The organism is Nannocystis pusilla (assembly GCF_026626665.1).
GTDB lineage: Bacteria > Myxococcota_A > Polyangia > Nannocystales > Nannocystaceae > Nannocystis > Nannocystis pusilla.
The window spans coordinates 3,767,516-3,783,978 of sequence record NZ_JAPNKE010000002.1; the positions used below are offsets into that span (position 1 = coordinate 3,767,516).

Annotated in this window: 14 protein-coding genes and 1 pseudogene; 6 read left to right on the forward strand and 9 right to left on the reverse strand. The window is 72.4% G+C overall.

What is annotated here, in order from left to right:
* Positions 1–6: 6 nt before the first annotated feature.
* Positions 7–528: a hypothetical protein gene (locus OV079_RS16550; RefSeq protein ID WP_267769718.1), complete on the reverse strand. Its 522-nt coding sequence runs from the start codon at positions 526–528 to the stop codon at positions 7–9.
* Between the two features lie 244 nt (positions 529–772).
* Here OV079_RS16550 and OV079_RS16555 point away from each other — a divergent pair, with 244 nt between their 5' ends.
* Both OV079_RS16555 and OV079_RS16560 read left to right on the forward strand, forming a co-directional pair.
* On the forward strand, positions 773–1,066 hold the full coding sequence (locus OV079_RS16555) for a hypothetical protein (protein WP_267769719.1): 294 nt from the start codon (positions 773–775) through the stop codon (positions 1,064–1,066).
* On the forward strand, positions 1,012–2,955 hold the full coding sequence (locus OV079_RS16560) for a hypothetical protein (protein WP_267769720.1): 1,944 nt from the start codon (positions 1,012–1,014) through the stop codon (positions 2,953–2,955). Before OV079_RS16555 ends, OV079_RS16560 begins: the two co-directional genes overlap by 55 nt.
* A gap of 136 nt (positions 2,956–3,091) precedes the next feature.
* Here the strand turns inward: OV079_RS16560 and OV079_RS16565 are convergent, their stop codons facing one another.
* The 4 genes from OV079_RS16565 to OV079_RS16580 form a co-directional block, all read right to left on the reverse strand.
* The gene (locus OV079_RS16565; protein WP_267769721.1) at positions 3,092–3,928 is read right to left on the reverse strand and encodes a dienelactone hydrolase family protein; all 837 of its coding nucleotides are present in this window, start codon (positions 3,926–3,928) and stop codon (positions 3,092–3,094) included.
* Positions 3,929–4,024: 96 nt separating this feature from the next.
* Entirely contained in the window at positions 4,025–5,530 is a 1,506-nt protein-coding gene (locus tag OV079_RS16570; RefSeq protein ID WP_267769723.1) for a hypothetical protein, read from the reverse strand.
* 385 nt (positions 5,531–5,915) lie between these two features.
* Entirely contained in the window at positions 5,916–7,025 is a 1,110-nt protein-coding gene (locus OV079_RS16575) for a M28 family metallopeptidase (RefSeq protein ID WP_267769726.1), read from the reverse strand.
* A 282-nt stretch (positions 7,026–7,307) separates the two neighbouring features.
* Entirely contained in the window at positions 7,308–7,571 is a 264-nt protein-coding gene (locus OV079_RS16580; protein WP_267769727.1) for a hypothetical protein, read from the reverse strand.
* Positions 7,572–8,020: 449 nt separating this feature from the next.
* Between OV079_RS16580 and OV079_RS16585 the strand changes: the two genes are divergently transcribed.
* The 3 genes and pseudogenes from OV079_RS16585 (at position 8,021) to OV079_RS58040 (ending at position 10,783) form a co-directional block, all read left to right on the forward strand.
* A complete protein-coding gene (locus OV079_RS16585) occupies positions 8,021–8,410 on the forward strand; it encodes an alpha/beta hydrolase family protein (protein WP_267769728.1) in 390 nt (129 codons plus the stop codon).
* A gap of 29 nt (positions 8,411–8,439) precedes the next feature.
* Positions 8,440–9,369 (forward strand): hypothetical protein, encoded by a 930-nt coding sequence (locus tag OV079_RS16590; protein ID WP_267769729.1) that lies wholly within the window; start codon positions 8,440–8,442, stop codon positions 9,367–9,369.
* A gap of 135 nt (positions 9,370–9,504) precedes the next feature.
* A pseudogene (locus OV079_RS58040) lies at positions 9,505–10,783 on the forward strand (RNA polymerase sigma factor).
* A 43-nt stretch (positions 10,784–10,826) separates the two neighbouring features.
* On the opposite strand, the gene OV079_RS16600 reads toward OV079_RS58040, so the two are convergent.
* From OV079_RS16600 to OV079_RS16610, 3 genes are all read right to left on the reverse strand, one after another.
* Positions 10,827–11,705, reverse strand: coding sequence for an STAS domain-containing protein (locus OV079_RS16600; protein ID WP_267769730.1), 879 nt, complete (start codon positions 11,703–11,705; stop codon positions 10,827–10,829).
* A 13-nt stretch (positions 11,706–11,718) separates the two neighbouring features.
* Positions 11,719–12,237: a hypothetical protein gene (locus OV079_RS16605; RefSeq protein ID WP_267769731.1), complete on the reverse strand. Its 519-nt coding sequence runs from the start codon at positions 12,235–12,237 to the stop codon at positions 11,719–11,721.
* 531 nt (positions 12,238–12,768) lie between these two features.
* Positions 12,769–13,812: an NAD(P)H-dependent flavin oxidoreductase gene (locus OV079_RS16610; protein WP_267769732.1), complete on the reverse strand. Its 1,044-nt coding sequence runs from the start codon at positions 13,810–13,812 to the stop codon at positions 12,769–12,771.
* A gap of 111 nt (positions 13,813–13,923) precedes the next feature.
* Between OV079_RS16610 and OV079_RS16615 the strand changes: the two genes are divergently transcribed.
* Entirely contained in the window at positions 13,924–14,922 is a 999-nt protein-coding gene (locus OV079_RS16615; protein ID WP_267769733.1) for an LLM class flavin-dependent oxidoreductase, read from the forward strand.
* 110 nt (positions 14,923–15,032) lie between these two features.
* Here the strand turns inward: OV079_RS16615 and ltrA are convergent, their stop codons facing one another.
* Complete coding sequence (ltrA, locus tag OV079_RS16620; protein WP_267769734.1) at positions 15,033–16,460, reverse strand: group II intron reverse transcriptase/maturase; 1,428 nt, start codon at positions 16,458–16,460, stop codon at positions 15,033–15,035.
* Positions 16,461–16,463 lie beyond the last annotated feature (3 nt).

Genomic DNA, 16,463 nt, shown 5'->3' on the forward strand with positions numbered 1-16,463 from the left:
CGGCCCTCACTCGACCTCGAAGAGCTCGTCGTTCCACACCAGCTCGGCCTTGACCGCGTCGACGGTGCCGTGGAACGACTCGCCCTCGGCCTCGGCGACGATCGCCCCGGCCTCGCAGGTGTAGGCCCCGCCGATCCCGTAGTCGCCGCTCTGGTACGCGAACTCGTCCGCGCTCTGGAACCGGACGCGGTCGGGGCAGGTCTCGACCGGCACGTCGTCGGGCTGCGGCCCGCACGGGTACTGCTTCTTCGACACGAACTCCTTGCCGATCACGAACGCGCAGGCCTCGTCGAGCGGCGCCGTCGTGCTGCCGCTCGCGGTCCCGGTCGTCTCGTCCGGCTCGCCGGTGGAGGTGGGCTCCGTCGCGCTCGTCGTCGTCGTCGTCGTCGAGTCGTCACCGGTGGTCGCGCTGTCCGGCGCGGTGGTGCTCGAGGTGTCCGCGGTCTCGCTCTCGGTGCCCGGGTCGCTGCCCTTGTCGGTACACCCCGGGAGCGCCACGAAGAGGATCGAACAAGCCAAATACTTCATACACGCGAGGATAGCGCGAAGGACCCGGCCGCGCACACGAACTGCAGGCAAGCCGTGCTGCCCGCCGCCCGCAGCGGCCCCTCGGGCCCGGTCCGCCTGCGGCAGCGGCTCGAGGATGCGGCCGAACCGGGCGCGGGTCGATGCGACCGACCGACTCGCCCTGCACCCCGCGCCCGGGCCCGTCACCTGAGGTGATCGCCCGATGGCCAAGCGACTGCAACAATAAGATGGTCGGCGTCCCCCCATGTCCACCGCCATTCATTCCGTCAAGGTCGCCGCGCTCAAGGGCGCCGAGATCAAGCTGACCGTGCGCTCGCTCGCGAAGGGCGTCACCGTCTCGTTCTGCCCGATCCTCGCCCTGCGCCTGCTGTCCGCTCTCGGCGCCGGCGCCCCCTCGATCGCGCCGACTTCGTCGACGCCCACGCCAGCCCCGGCGAGCTCCACGAATTCGTCGCCGAGTGCCTCGAGTCGGCGCGCAGCAGCGTGCCCAAGGCCAGCGTCACCTTCACCCTCGCGGTGCGCGACGCCGCCTGGCTGAAGGGCATCAAGAAGGGCGACAGCACCGACACCGCCGCCTACGCCGCCCCCGCGCGGCGGCTCGGCGCGGCCTTCACCGCCGACGGCGCCCGGGTCGTGGTCGGCTGGGACAGCGGCGCGGTCGAGGCCCACGAGGTGACGCAGAAGCGCGGCCGGACCGCCCTGGGCAAGCCCGTGTGGGCCGCCCAGCACCTCGGTCTCCTGAGCTTCACCCTGCTCGCCGAGGACGTGCTCGTCACGGCCGGACGCACCGAGCTGCGCGCCCATCGCGACGGCGAGCCGGTCGGCGAGGTGTCTCTCGAGACAGATGCGAGGGTGACCGCGCTCGCGGCCGACGGCACGCGCGCCCTGATCGGCTTCGCCGACGGCAGCGTCGCCGCCTGGCAACCGGGCGGCGCCCTGGTCCGCCTCGGCGGCCTCGACGGCCCGATCGTCGGCCTCGCCGCGATCGCCAGGGACACCGTCGCGGCGGCCACCGCGGGCGCTGCCGCGGTGCTGCGCGGCGGCGTGATCGCCAGGACCCTCCCGTCGACCGATGGCCCGATCACCGCCCTCGCCCGGGGCACTTCCGCCGGCGCGTTCGTGTGGGGCACCGCCGCCGGCGCCGTCGTCTGGGCCGACGCGAGCGGCGAGGTCACGCGCAAGCAACAGCTGCAGGTCCAGCAGGACTCGCACCTCGGCCTGCTGCACCGCGACGGCCGCGGCAACCTCCTCTCCCTCGCGCGTCGCGGCAAGCAGCTGTTCGTCACCACGCTCGAGCCGACCGGCCTGCGCTTCGCCGGTCCGGCCGCCGAGGTCGACGACTTCAGCTCGGCCCCCGCCACGGACGGCCTGGTCGCGCGCGTCAACGACAACCAGCTGATGTACCTCGGCCAGGACGCCGCGGTGCGCTTCACCCAGGAGCTGCCGAAGGGCGCCGTCCGGGCCGCGCACATGTCCCCGCCGTCGTACGAGCCGCGGGTCACCCGCGACGGCAGCGCGCTGATCCTCGGCCTCTCCGATCAGCGGGCCGCCGAGCTGCGCTCGACCACCGGCGCCGTGCTGGCGCGCGCCGACAACTTTTCCGGCTACTTCGCCGGCGCCCTCGCCCTCGGGCAGGACGCCGCGCTGGTGTGGTTCCGCGGCGACGCGTTCCGCTTCACCGCCGCCGGCAGCGAGCCGCTGCCGCTGAAGGTCCTCGACGCCGCGCCGATCGAGCGCACCGGCGGCGCCTTCGTCCTGGTCCGCACCGAGGACGACACCGGGCGCCTGATCGAGCTCGACGCCGCGGGCCGCGAGGTCGCCGAGATCGCCACGATCGCCGCCGACGACGTCGGCAGCACCAGCGGCCTGTTCGTCAGCGAGGACGGCTCGCTGTTCAAGGCCTCGGTCTACGACTCCACCCGCGGCGAGCACGTCCCGCGCTGCTGGCTGCGCGAGGGCGCGACCTTCCGCGCCTCCCCGGCCCCCTGGACCGGCCACGACTGGCCCTGCATCTCGCCCGACGGTCGGCGCGCCGCCTGGCAGTCGGGCGACGCCTGGCTCGTCCACGACACGCACGACGGCCGCGAGCTCGCCCGCATCCCGCTGAAGGACGCCTGGCTCGGCGAGTTCGACGGCGCCGGCCGCCTGGTCTTGAAGAGCCAGGGCCGGCTCCACTGGTTCGACGCCGACGGCCAGCCGCTCGCCGAGGTCGCCCTCCCGGGCAAGGAGCGGGTCACGCCGCCGGTCACGCGCCTCCTCGCCCTCGGGGGCAAGCTCGTGGTCCTCGCCGTCACCCCGCTGGGCGCCTTCGCCCTCGGCGCCAAGGGCGATCCGGCCCCGCTCGCCCACCCGGCCGCCCTGGCCGCCACCCACTCGCTGGTGGCCGTAGGTCGCGGCTGGCCGCTCGAGGTCGCCGACCTCCACTGAGCCCGGTCAGGCGGCCGCCATCGCCTCACGGGCGGCCGTCCGCCGCGGCTGGCGCCCGGGACATGCCCTCCAGAGCATGTCCTAAAAACATGTTCTCCGACGCATGCCCTTCGGGACATGCCCCTCGAACAGCCCGTCACGCCGCCGGCAGCAGCTTGCGCCGCAGCAGGTCGAGCACCTGCTGCAGCGCCGCGTGCGTCGGCTCGCCGGGCGCGTCGACGAGGCCGCCCGTCAGCACCGAGTGGTGCTTTTGCAGGAGCTCCTCCGGGTGGCCGTCGCGCTGCGCGAGCTCGACCGCGACGAAGCCGTCGCCGAGGCGCTCGCGCAGGAATCCGAACCGCTCCGGCGGCACCAGCGGGTCGCCGTGGAAGCGCAGGCCGAGCACCTGCAGGCCCTCGCGCGCGCACCGGCCGGCGACCGCGGCCAGCTCCTCGGGCCCGCAGTCGATGCTCCGCCGCTGGCGCGCGGTCAGCCCGAGCGGCAGCGACGGCTGCGACAGCACCGGCACCAGCACGCGCGGCTCGGTCGCCATGGCCAGCGCGAAGCCGCCCGTGAAGCACATCCCGACCGCGCCGACGCCCGGCCCGCCGCAGCGCGCGTGCTCGTGGACCGCGAGCGCGCGCAGCCAGTCGACCACCGGCGAGCTGCGGCCGGTCGCCAGCATCGTGAACTCGCGGCTGACGCACACCTCGGCCAGCACCTTGACCGCGCCGCGCAGCCGGGCCAGCGGCCGCGCCCTCGCGGCGTCGAAGCCCGGCGTCCCGAACAGCTGCGGCAGCGCCACCGACAGGCCGAGCCCCACCAGCCGGTCGGCGAACCCGAGCACCTGCGGCGAGATGCCCGGCATCTCGGTGATCACGAGGACCGCCGGGCCCGCGCCCTTGCGATACACCGGGTGCGTCACCCCGGCGTGGGCGAACGCCTCGCAGCCGTACGTGTTCAGGTCGCCCTCGGGAGCCTTCGGTCTGGCCATGTCGTCTCCTGCGCCGCATGATGCCCGCGGGACGAGGACGACGCGACGGCGATCGTCCGCTCGATCGCCGCCGCGTCGCGGGCCCTCACGCGCGGCTCAGGGCGTGAAGCACCACAGCGTCGAGCGGTCGATGCCGGCCTTGTAGGCCACGTAGCCGGCCGTCTGCGGCGCCTCGCAGTGCGACGGCGCCGGCAGGAACGGCAGGCACGTCGAGGCCAGCGGGCCCTCGGCGTCGTCGTCGTAGCAGTGGCCCGGGCGGCCGTCGCCGCCGCAGTAGAGCGCGGTCGGGTTGTCGACGCACGGCTCGCCGAGCGGCGCCGGGTCGACGCCGCTCATCTGCAGCAGCTCGTGCGGCAGGCACAGGTTGTAGCCGCCGCCGCAGTGGGTGTCCTCGGCGCAGCCGGGCGCGTCCGACAGCACGTCGCAGACCTTGCCGCACTCGTGCCCGTCGCCGAAGTCGACGCAGCGCAGGCCGAGCGCGCAGTCCGAGTCCCAGCCGTTCGGGTCGACCAGCGCGCAGGCCTCGCCCTCCGCCTTCTCGCCGCCGGCGACGCACACGCCGTCGGTGCCGATCGCGTTGACCGGCATGCAGAACTGCTCCGCGGGGCAGGCGTCGTCCGTGTACGGCGTGCAGCCGTTCGGCCGCCGCACGTCGTACTCCGCCTCCTGAATCCAGTAGCAGGTCCCGCCATCCACCGGCTCGAGCAGGTCGCCGTTCTTCACCATCTCGCGCAGCTCGACGTGGCGCACGCGGCCGTGCGTCTGGTGCGACGACAGCATGTCGAAGACCTCGAGCTCGCCGGCCACCGCGACGAACGTCTTCTTGTAGGTCTGGCCCTCGAGGTCCTCCTGGTACGTGACCGTCGCGCTGCTGACCGTCACGTACTGGTTGACGAAGTTGGGGATCGCGTGGTTCGGGTCCGGGTCCAGCGGATGCACGCCGACGGCGACGTCGCCGTCGAACATGATGCGCAGCAGGTCGAACAGCGCCTCGTCGGCGGTGATGCTCGTCTGCGTCGCCGGCGTGCGGATTAGCGGCACCGGGGCGGCGCTCTCGAGCTGGAACTCCTGCTGGCTGAGCAGCTCGATGCCGAGGATCGGCAGCTCCTCGCAGTCCTCGGGCTTGATGGGGCCGCCGGTGTCCGTCGTCTCGCCGGTCTCGGTCTCGCCGGTCTCGGTCTCGGTCCCGGTGGTCGTGGTCTCCTCGACCACGCCGGTGGTGGTCGTGGTCTCGCCGTCCGTCGTCGTCGTCGTCGTCTCGCCGTTCGTCGTCGTCTCGACCGCCGTCGTCTCGCCGTCCGTCGTCGTCGTCGTCTCGGACGTCGTGGTCGTCGTCGACGTCGGACCGGTGGTGGTCTCGGGCTCGGTGGTCGTGGTGGTGGTGGTGGTCGTCGTCGTCGTCTCGCCGGTCTCGGTCGGGTCGACGCTCGACGTCGTCGGGCCGGCGGTGTCGGTGCCGGTGTCGCTGTCGGTCTCGGTCCCGGTCATCGTCGTATCACCGGAGTCCGCGGGGCAACCCGCCGACAGCAGCGCGCCGCTCAATGTAAACAAGACGCCGGCCGAGAGGCGCGGCAGGGCGTATGCGGAGATGGATTTAATCATGTGGGCGGTCCATATCCGTCAAGCGCCGCGAATTGGCAATGGCGGCCCTCGGGAATTTCGCCGGAGGGCGCGCGCGCGAATGCAAGCACCCGCGCTTTGGCCCGATCGCCGGCTGAATCGTCGCATTTGCGCGGGCCCGCCCTGCCCGCTCGCGCGCGCCGGGGCGGCGAATCGACAATGTGCTCGGCGCCCGACCCGGCGCGCGACAGGGCGATACCCCGAGCACCAGCATGGGCGTGCGCCCTCGCCGTGCCGCCGCTGCGCCGGCGTTGCGGTCGACCCCGGCCATTGGCCGGAGTTCCCGCACGGGCCGGCGCCGACCTCATGCGTACCTCGGCGCAATGCGACGAGTGACCGCGGGATCGCCCGCAGGGCGGCCGGTCGCTCACATCCCGAGGGCCACCGCGCTGGCCTCGACCGTCGCGCGCGTGACCGCGGCCGCGAACTCGAGGTCCAGGTTGGCGACCTCGTCGGGGCCGGCCATGCAATGATAATTGGCGTAGCGGAACTCGCTGGTGTCCGTCAGGAACACCGCCGGATAGCCCGCGTCCCAGAACGGCGCGTGATCGGAGCGCCGCAGGTCGGCGAACAGGTCCGACGTCTCCTGGCCTCCGGGCAGCTCGATCAGCGCCCGGCGCAGGCCGATGCGGTCGGCCGCCGCCGCGTAGGCGGCCGCGTGCGCGTTCGCCTTGGCGCTGCTCATCACGGCGACGAAGTCGCCGCGGAACCCGTTGGCCTCGAGCTCGGCGTAGGCCTCGGGGAACACCAGCTCGAACCCGACCGGCACCGTCTGGCTGTTCTCGGCGGCCGACGTGAAGGCGATCATGTCGAAGTTGAAGTCGACGACGATGTCGTCGCCGGCCGCCTTGGCCGCCGCCACGTACGCCTCGGAGCCGATGAGCCCGTCCTCCTCCTCGTCCCAGCAGGCCACGTGGACCGTGCGGTCGAACTCCGTCTTGGCGAGCAGCCGCGCGATCTCGAGGGTCGCCGCCACCCCGCTGGCGTTGTCGTCGGCGCCGCGACAATCGGCGATGTGATCGTAGTGCGCCGCGACCACCACGATCTGCTCCGGCGTGGCCTTGCCGAGCCGCCGCCCGACCACGTTCACCCCGGTGCCGTAGTCCATCAACACGACCTGGTACCCGAGCTCGCTCAGCCGATCGGCGCACAGGTCCTGCACCGCCTTCCAGTGCGGCGTCCCGGGCGTGCGCACGTCGGCGATGAATTGCAGGTCCTCGGCGTACGCCGCCGGGTCGATGCAATCGGCCAGCGCCTGCGGCGACGCGGCGCACGGGTCGGGCTCGCCGGTGGTCGGCTCCGCCGTCGTGCTGCTACCGGTCGGCGTGACCGTCGTGCCGCCGGTGGTGGTGGTCGTCGTCGTCGCCTCGCCTTCGGTCGTCGATCCCGTCGGCGCCGTCGCGCTCCCGCCCGTCTGCCCGCAACCGAGGCCACACACGAGCACGAGCCAGGAGATCCGCCGCAAATCGTTCGTCATCGCGGCGCGGATCCTACCACGCCCCCCTCCGCGCAAGCGCGTGACCTGACGCCGCGCGAACGCGCCGGCGCAGCGCGAGGCAGACGTCGCAGCCGCGCCCTGCACGGCCTCGCGCCCGGGTGCAGGGCCGACGTCGCAGCGGCCGCGTGCTCACGCGCTGCCCATCCTCGTCGTCACCGACGACGCACCGCCCTCGTCATCGGGCTGCGAACGCCCGTCCGCGCGACTCGCCCGCGGCATCGGGCTATCCTGGCCGCCGATGCTCGCCGTCCCGCGCTCCTATCATTCGCTCGTCCGCGCCGCCTCGCACGCCGCCCTGCTCGCCCTCGCCGGTTGCAGCGACGACGGCAGCGCCAGCGAGGCGAGCACCACCGCTGCAAGCACCGGCAGCGCCGGCGAGACCACGACCAGCACCACCGACCCAGAAGCCCCGACCGAGCCGGCCGATCCGGGCACCACGACGACCGCCACCACCGATATCGGCACCACCGACGCGAGCACCGGCACCACCCATTCCAACCCCACCACCGGCACCACCGGCACCACCGGCGATCCACTCGGCTCCCCTGGTTGTGGCCTCGCTCCGCCCGATGCGCCCGACGGCGTCAACGTCACGATCGACGTCGGGCCCGAGGGCGACGGCCTGCGTCGGTTTTATCTCCGCCGTTCGCCCGACTACGACCCGGACGTCCCGCACCGCCTGATCTTCGGCTTCGCCGGCACCAACTGGGTCGGCGACATGATCGAGCCCTATTTCGGGCTGCAGGGCGACGAGGTCGAGCCGCGGCCCGACGAGATCTTCGTCTACCCCGATCCGCTGTGGCGCGACTTCGACGGCTGGGGCAACCTCGGCGGCTGGGTGCTCGGCCCGTACGCCGCGCCCGCCGACGGCGAGCAGGACCTCGTGTTCGTCGAGGCGGTGATCGCCTACATGGAGGCGAACTATTGCATCGACCGCGAGCGCGTGTTCGCCACCGGTCAGCTAGGGCGGCGACATGGCCCAGGTCGTCGCCTGCTTCCTCGGCGACAGGTTCCGCGCCACCGTCCCGGTCGCCGCCAACTCCCCCTATTGGTTCGAGGACCGCGGCGGCTTCATCGATTGCGTCGGCGACACCGCCGTGTGGACCATGTTCGGCCAGGCCGACGAGCACTTCGGCAGCCAGGACCCCGGCCTCGAGTGCCGCGATTTCTGGCTCGACGAGCGCGGCTGCGACGGCGTCGACGGGGCCGTCGGCCTCGACCTCGGCGACGCCCCCGACGAGTGCGTCGAATATCAGGGTTGCTCGGCCACCACCCGCTTCTGCCTCTACGGCGCGCAGTACGGCCACCAGATCCCCGGCGACTACTTCGCCGCGGCCACCATGGCCTTCTTCCGCTCGTTCTGAGCCCCCGGGCGGCGTGCTACCGTCGCCCCGTGATCCGCGACCTCGAAGAGTTTCGCCGGCTGTTCCGCCTCCACATCCCCGCGGCCGAGCACCTCGCGTACTACCTCGAGACCCTCGCGCGCTCGCCCCAATACGCCGACCTGCCGGCCCTCGCCGGGCGCTTCGCCGCCTTCGAGCAGCGGCTCGCCGCGCAGGGCCTGACGGTCGCCGACTACCGCCAGCAGCAGCTCCTCGCCCTGCGCGACGAGCTCGCCGCCGTCCCCGCGCTCTCCCGCCTGTGCGCCGCCGCCGTCGGGCCGGCGCCGGCGACCCGCAATCGCCTGTCCGAACAGACAGGTGCGTGGTTCGTCTCGCTCGACCTGCGCGAGGCCAACTTCAGCGTCCTCAAGCTGTACGACGACGAGGGCGTCCTCGGCGACGGCCCGTGGGCCGAGTTCTGCGCCGCCCGCGGGGTCGACCCGGTGCTCGCCAGCTCCAAGGCCTTCCGCCAGGCGCTGTTCGGCTACCTCGAGCCGAAGAAGGTCCAGCGCGTGCAGCTCGGCCTGACCGCCGCCCTCGCCGACGACCTCCGCAAGGGCGGCCTCGACGAGCGCCGGATCGCCGTCCTCTCGCACGACGAGCTCATCCTCGGCTTCCCCGGCGACGACGCCGGCCTCGCCGAGCTGCGCGCCGTCCTGGCCCGCCTCGCCGCCGCCCCGCGCCGCCCGGCCCTCCGCGCCAGCGTGTTCCGCAGCGCCGTCGTCGAGCCGGGCATCGACCTGCGCGCGTTCTACGACCTCGCGGGCGACGGGCCGCCCGCCCTGCGCCACCGCGCCCTCGTCGGCGTCCCCGGCAACCTGTTCTACGTCTACTTCAAGCGCCACGTCCTGGCCGCGCCGCTCGATCGCCGCGACCTCTACTTCCGCGTCGAGCACCGCCTGGCCCAATGGGTCGTCGACGACCTGCCGCCTGCCTCTTGAATCCCGTCGCCCGACTCCTATCATTCGCCGCCGGGGTCCACTCGCAAACCTGCAGTCGCCTGCTCGCCCCGAAGCGGCCGCAATTGACGGCCCCGGCCTTGCGCCCGCCCGCGGAGTTGGTCTAGTCCCTCTCGCATGCCCCCCGACACCCATCGCGCCATTCACGCCGTCTGGCGCCTCGAGTCGGCCAGGCTGATCGCCGGGCTCACGCGATTCGTCCGCGACCTCGGCATCGCCGAGGAGCTGGCCCAGGACGCGCTGGTCGCCGCGCTCGAGCAGTGGCCGACCGCGGGCGTGCCGAACAACCCCGGCGCGTGGCTCATGACCACCGCCAAGCACCGCGCCATCGATCACCTGCGGCGCGTCGAGCGGCACGGCCGCAAGCACGTCGAGCTCGGCCACGCCATCGACGCCCGCCAGGACTCGCCCGCGGCCGTGCTCGACGCGGCGCTCGACGACGACGTCGGCGACGACCTGCTGCGCCTGGTGTTCACCTCGTGTCACCCCGCGCTGTCGAGCGAGGCCCGCGTCGCGCTGACGCTGCGCCTGCTCGGCGGCCTCACGACCCAGGAGATCGCCCGCGCCTACCTCGTGCCCGAGCCGACGATCGCCCAGCGGATCGTGCGGGCCAAGCGGACCCTCGCCGAGGAGAACGTGCCCTTCGAGGTCCCCCGCGGCCCCGAGCTGGCCGCGCGCCTGGCCTCCGTGCTCGAGGTCATCTATCTCATCTTCAACGAGGGTTACTCGGCCACCTCCGGCGACGACTGGATGCGCCCGGCCCTGTGCGAGGAGGCCCTGCGCCTCGGCCGGATCGTCGCCCAGCTGATGCCGAACGAGCCCGAGGTCCACGGCCTGGTCGCGCTGATGGAGATCCAGGCCTCGCGCGCGGGCGCGGGTCGGCCCCGGCGGCCAGCCGGTCCTCCTCAACGATCAGAACCGTGCGCTGTGGGACCGCCTGTTGATCCGCCGCGGCCTGGCCGCGCTCGAGCGCATCGACGCTCTCGGCGGCGCGCGCGGCCCCTACGCCCTGCAGGCCGCCATCGCCGCCTGCCACGCCCGCGCCCTCACCCCCGAGGCCACCGACTGGGCCACCATCGCCGCCCTCTACGCCGCCCTCTATCAGCTGTTGCCATCGCCGGTCATCGAGCTCAACCGCGCGGTCGCGGTCGCCATGGCCGAGGGCCCCGCGGCCGGCCTGGCGATCGTCGACCGCCTCACCGGCGAGCCCGCCCTCGCCCGCTATCACTTGCTGCCGGGCGTGCGCGGCGACTTCCTGTTCAAGCTCGGCCGCTTCGCCGAGGCCCGCGTCGACCTCGAGCGCGCCGCCTCGCTGACCCGCAACGCCCGCGAGCGCGACCTCCTGCGCGAGCGCGTCGCCGCCTGCGACCGCGCCCTCGCCGGCGAATCGACCTGAGCCGCCAATCACCGCAGCGCGCGGCGAATGAGAGCACCGCCGTTCAGCGGCCGACGGGCGCGATCCGCAGCTTGCGCAGCGCCAGCGCGTGGGCGATCCCGTGCTGCAGCGAGCTCAGCGTCTTGAGGCTCGCCAGGTCCACGCCGAGGTCGACGATCGTCTGGGCCACGCCCGGCGACAGACCAACCAGCAGCAGCTGCGCCCCGAGCAGGCGCACCGCCTGGCTGGTGCGGACGATCAGCTGCGCCGCGTCGCTGTCGAACAGCGGCACCCCCGAGATGTCGACGATCACCACGCTCGCGCGCGCCTCGCCGATCGCGTGCAGCAGCCGCTCGGTCAGCAGCTGCGCGCGCTGGGCGTCGAACATCCCGACCAGCGGCACCACCACGATGCCCTCGTGGACCGGCGCGATCGGGGTCGACGCCTGGCGGATGACGTCGAGCAGGCGCGTCTTCTCTTCGAAGGCCGCCTTGAGCTCCTCGAGCTGCGACTCCAGCTGGCGCACCTCGAGCTGGGCCGCCTGCTCCTGGAACGTCTGCTCGCGCTGGGCCACGAACCGCATCGCCCCGACGAGCACCAGCTGGAACAGCCAGTCCTCGACGCGCTGGCGCTCCGCCGGCTCGGCCTCGGTCGCCGCGGCCAGCACCAGCTGTCGCAGCGTGGTCGACAGGTGGCGCAGGTCGGCGTAGCCGAGCGACCCCGAGAATCGCTGCACCAGCGCCAGCATCGCCTCGCGCCCGGCGGTGTCCTTGCCGCTCGCCGCGTCGGCGACCAGCGCCGCGATCACGCTGTCGGCGATCGCCTCGCAGGTGGCCGCGCCGGCGCTGCGGAACACGCTGCCCGCGCGACGACCGAGGCGCTCGGCCAGCTCCGCGACGAGGCCCGCCCGCGCGCCCTCGATCCAGCTGAAAGACGTCTGCATCGTCGGTCCGCCGTCAGAAGCTCACCAGGTACGTGCAGGACGAGCCGCCCTCGTCCATGCAGCCGCCCGCGCCGTGCTCGACCAGCGCCGGCGCGCCCACGCGAGAGCAGCAGCCCTCGATGATGCCGACGTTGAGCGGGCACGGCCCGAGCGTGGTCCACACCAGAGTCGCGCTGTTGTCGTCGTCGAATTCGCAGGTGATGGTGCCCATGTCGGCGGCGCGGGCGTTCATGCGATAGGCCGCGTCGAGGCCCATCAGCAGGCTCTTCACGTCGTCGAGGCCGGGCGGGAACGGGGCCGTCTCGATCATCTTCTTGCCGACGGCGATCATCGCCCCGCGGCCGATCTTCTCGTAGATGGCGTAGTAGATTTCCATCGCCCAGTTGATGTCGTACCAGCGCGTCGGATCGATGCGATCGACGCCGGCGTCGCGCAGCACCTTCTGCACGAGCGCCTCCGAATGACCCAAGCCGAGCAAGAAAGAATAGAGCGCCGCGCCGTTGTATTGTCCGCCCGACTTGCTGGTTCGCATGAATCCTCCGACCGCTGGCGCCTCCGCGCGCGACCCGACGCCTCGAAGCATCGAAAGCGCCGCGCACGACCCTTCCCCGTGTACCGCGAACCCCGCCTCAATGTCCAGCTCGCTGCACGGGCTGCGCTGGATTGCGCCGCGTCTTCGTCGGCCTCTTCAATTGGCGGGACCCGTCGACGCGGGCCGCGGGACGTCCCCCGATGAGGCGGCCGGGCCGCCCCGCGGTCGCTTCGTTGGCGCTTGCGGAGCGACTTCGCCGCGAAGCTTCACCCGACGGGCGAATCTCGCCTCGGAACGCGTTCTATCGCCGCTGCCGGCGCCGCGTGGTCGGGTGTGCCGAAGCGGCGCACCCGCCGCCGCCGCGGACCGGCGCCCGCACCGGCGCGACCCATCGTGCCGCGAATGAACAATGACTCATGGAAGTCGCTCGCACCACAATCATGAGGCGTCCGCGCCGCCGGCGAACCCACGATTCGCCGGTCCCGCCATTTCGCTCCGCCGCGAATCATCGCTGGCGCGATCGTCCGCCCGCTACGTCGCCAGCCCTGCCTCGCGCACCAGCAGCGCCACCAGCTCCTCCGCCGGCAGCGCCCGACCCATCGGCGCGCCCTGCCCGGCCCACAGCTGCATGAGGTCGGCCCGCCCCTGCGCCGCCGCGGCCGCGCGGACGTCCCGGGTGAGGCCTTGCTGCTGCGGGAACGGGGCCGCCTCGACCGCCGCGAACGCCTCGCTGAAGCGATTGCGAACGCCTCGCGCCGGCCGGCCGCTGAACGCCCGCGTCACCACCGTGCGCCACGCCGTCGCCAGCGCGGCGCGGTGCGCCTCGCTCGTGCCGGCTTCGGGGCAGGTCATGAACGCGGTGCCGAGCTGCACCCCCGCCGCGCCGATGTCGAGCATCGCCCGGATCGCGCGACCCTCCATGATCCCGCCGGCCGCGATCACCGGCACCTGCACGCGCGCCGCGATCTGGGGCACCAGAGTGATGGTCCCGACCAGCCCGTCCTCGAACGCGCCGAGGAAGGTCCCGCGATGCCCGCCCGCCTCGGCCCCCTGCGCACACACGGCGTCGACCCCGAGCGCCGCCAGCACCACCGCCTCCTCGACCGTCGTCGCCGTCCCGATCACCGCGATCGAGCGCGCGTGCAGGGCCTCGATCTGGGCCCGCGTCGGCGCCCCGAACGTGAAGCTGAACACCGCCGGCCGGATCTGCAGCACCGCCTCGAGCTGCGCCTCGAACTCCGGCGCCGCGCGGCCGGGCGGCGCCGGCGAGGGCAAGCCGAGCTCGCGGCGGAACTCGGCCAGGACGGGCGACACGCGCGCCGTCGCCGCCGGATCGTCGGGCGCGTCGGCGCGGACGAACAGGTTGAGCGCGAACGGCTGCGACGTCAGCGAGCGCAACTTCGCCGCCGTCGCCTCGATCTCCTGCGGCATCATGTAAGCGCAGCCCAGCGAGCCCAGCCCGCCCGCGTTCGACACCGCGGCCGCGAGCGCGGGCGTGTCGGGCCCGCCCGCCATCGGCGCCTGTACGATCGGCCATCTCGTCGGCAACGCGGGCGTCGTTCGTCGGTCGGTCATCGCCGACGAGCATGCATCACCCTCGGGCGTCCGCCCACGACGAACTCTTCCGTCTTCTTCGTGACCCGTGCGATTCGGGCCTGCGGCCGTCGCATCGCGTAAGGTGAGCCCGTGGTCCCGTTCTCCGTCCTCGACCTCGCACCGATCGCCCAGGGCACCGACGCCGGCACGGCCCTGCGCAGCACGCTCGAACTCGCCCGGCACGCCGAGAAGCTCGGCTTTCACCGCTTCTGGCTGGCCGAGCACCACAACATGCCGGGCATCGCCAGCGCCGCGACCGCCGTCGTCATCGCCCACGTCGCCGGCGGCACCAGCAAGATCCGCGTCGGCGCCGGCGGCATCATGTTGCCCAACCACGCGCCGCTCGTCATCGCCGAGCAGTTCGGCACCCTCGACGCATTGTTCCCCGGCCGCATCGACCTCGGCCTCGGCCGCGCCCCCGGCACCGACATGCGGACCACCCGCGCCTTGCGGCGCAACCTCGCCGGCGACGTCGACAACTTCCCCGAAGACGTCGGCGAGCTGCTCGGCTACTTCCGCCCGGTCGCGCCCGGTCAGGCCGTCCAGGCGGTCCCGGGGGCCGGCGCCGACATCGAGGTGTGGCTGCTCGGCTCGAGCCTCTACGGGGCCCAGCTCGCCGGCATGCTCGGCCTGCCGTACGCCTTCGCCTCGCACTTCGCCCCGGCGGCGCTGATGCGGGCCATCGAAGTCTATCGCCATCACTTCCGCCCGAGCGAGCGGCTCGACCGGCCGCACCTCATGGTCGCCGCCAACGTCATCGCCGCCGACACCGACGCCGAGGCGCGGCGCTTGCTCAGCTCGCTGCAGCAGATGTTCGTCTCGCTGCGGACCGGTCGGCCCGGTCTGTTGCCGCCGCCGATCGAGGGCTACGACGCCCGCCTGGCCCCGCACGAGCGCGCGATCCTCGACGAGGTCCTGTCGTGCTCGTTCATCGGCGCGCCCGACACGGTCCACGCCGGCCTGCAGGGCTTCTTGGCCCGCACCGGCGCCGATGAGCTCATCATCACCGCGCAGATCTTCGACCCGGCCGCCCGCCTGCGCTCCTACGAGATCGCCGCCGACGTCCGCGACCGCCTCCACCATTGGTAGATCCTACTTTCCTTTCCGCATGAGGCGGAGAAGTTGGGCAAGACCCCCGTTCAAACCGTGCATGCGAATTTCCCGCACACGGCTTACCGGTGGTCTCTCGGGCCGTCGCATTACGCGGCCTCCGGGTACTGCACGGTCCCACGTAGTCGGTGGAGCCCGTGGTCATGGAAGAAGTCGCTTGTCCAACCTTCGACGTCGTTGGCTCGCAGGTGTCGGCCATGGCGCCGCACCATGAAGTGCGTGAGCCGGCGCCATACGTACGTGTCGATCTGATTGAATTTCGCGGCGGCGTTCCCGGTGCGGAAGTAGTTACCCCAGCCGTGCAGCACGGGGTTGATGTCGCGGATGAGCACCCGGACATCTTTGACCCCGTTGCGGTTCGAGCCAGTTAGCTCCTTCACGCGGTGCCGAACCCGCGTCATGCTGCGCTGCGAAGGCCAGCGCTGGAGGAAGTACACCCTGCGATGCTCCTTCTCCCAGATCGGCCCGGACATGCGCTTGCGCAGGTGACAGCCGAGGAAGTCGAAGCCTTGCCGTCCCCGGCTCAGCTCGACGCGCCTCGTCTTTTCGGGATGCAGCTCCAGCTTGAGCCGTCGCAGGATCTCGCGGACCCTGACCTCGGCCTCCTCGCACGCCTTCGCGGTCCTGCACAGGATCACGAAGTCGTCGCAGTAGCGCACAAGCTCGCCCAGGTGGGCGTGTCGTCGCTGCCACAGCTTGTCGAGGACGCCGAGGTAGATGTTCGACAGCAGCGGTGAGATGACGCCGCCCTGGGGTGTCCCCGAGAGCATCGCCGTCACTTCGCTGTCCTCCATCACACCGGCTTCGAGCCACTGCCGCACCAGCTTGAGGACCCTGCGATCCGAGATTCGCATCGCCACGAGCTTCATCAGTCGCTCGTGATCGATGCTGCCGAAGTAGTCGCGGATGTCGGCGTCGAGCACGTGGTTCCCACCGCGCGCTCCCAGCACGCGCAAGCGCTCGAGCGCCTGCGTCGCACTGCGCTTCGGCCGGAAGCCGTACGAGCACGGAAGGAAGTCCGCCTCGAATATCGGCTCCAGCACCAGCTTCGCCGCCATCTGCACCACTCGGTCCCGGACTGTCGGGATCCCCAGCGGCCGCTTCTTCCCGTCCGCCTTCGGGATGTACCGCCGCATGACCGCGCTCGGCCGGTACGTCCCGCCCTTGAGTTCGTCGGCGATCTCTTCGAGGAAGCGATCGACGCCGTACTCCTCCACCTCGGCCAGCGTCTGTCTGTCGACGCCCGCCGAGCCCCTGTTCCTCTTCACCCGCCTCCATGCTTCCCTCAGGACGTCACGCCTGAAGATGCGGTCGTACAGCGCATGGAAGCGGCGACCCGGATGCCGCTTGGCCGCGGCCCACAGTCGGCGTCGAAGTTCTCGCACTTTGTCACGCGGCCTGCGCCGCGTGGGGTTGTTGGGACCTGTCCTGCAGGCCATGCCCTCGCGCTTACCTTCTTCTCCGACACGACCACCCCAGGGGCCCTTCCCTCCGGCGGCGTTGTTCTGCGCCGCCATCGC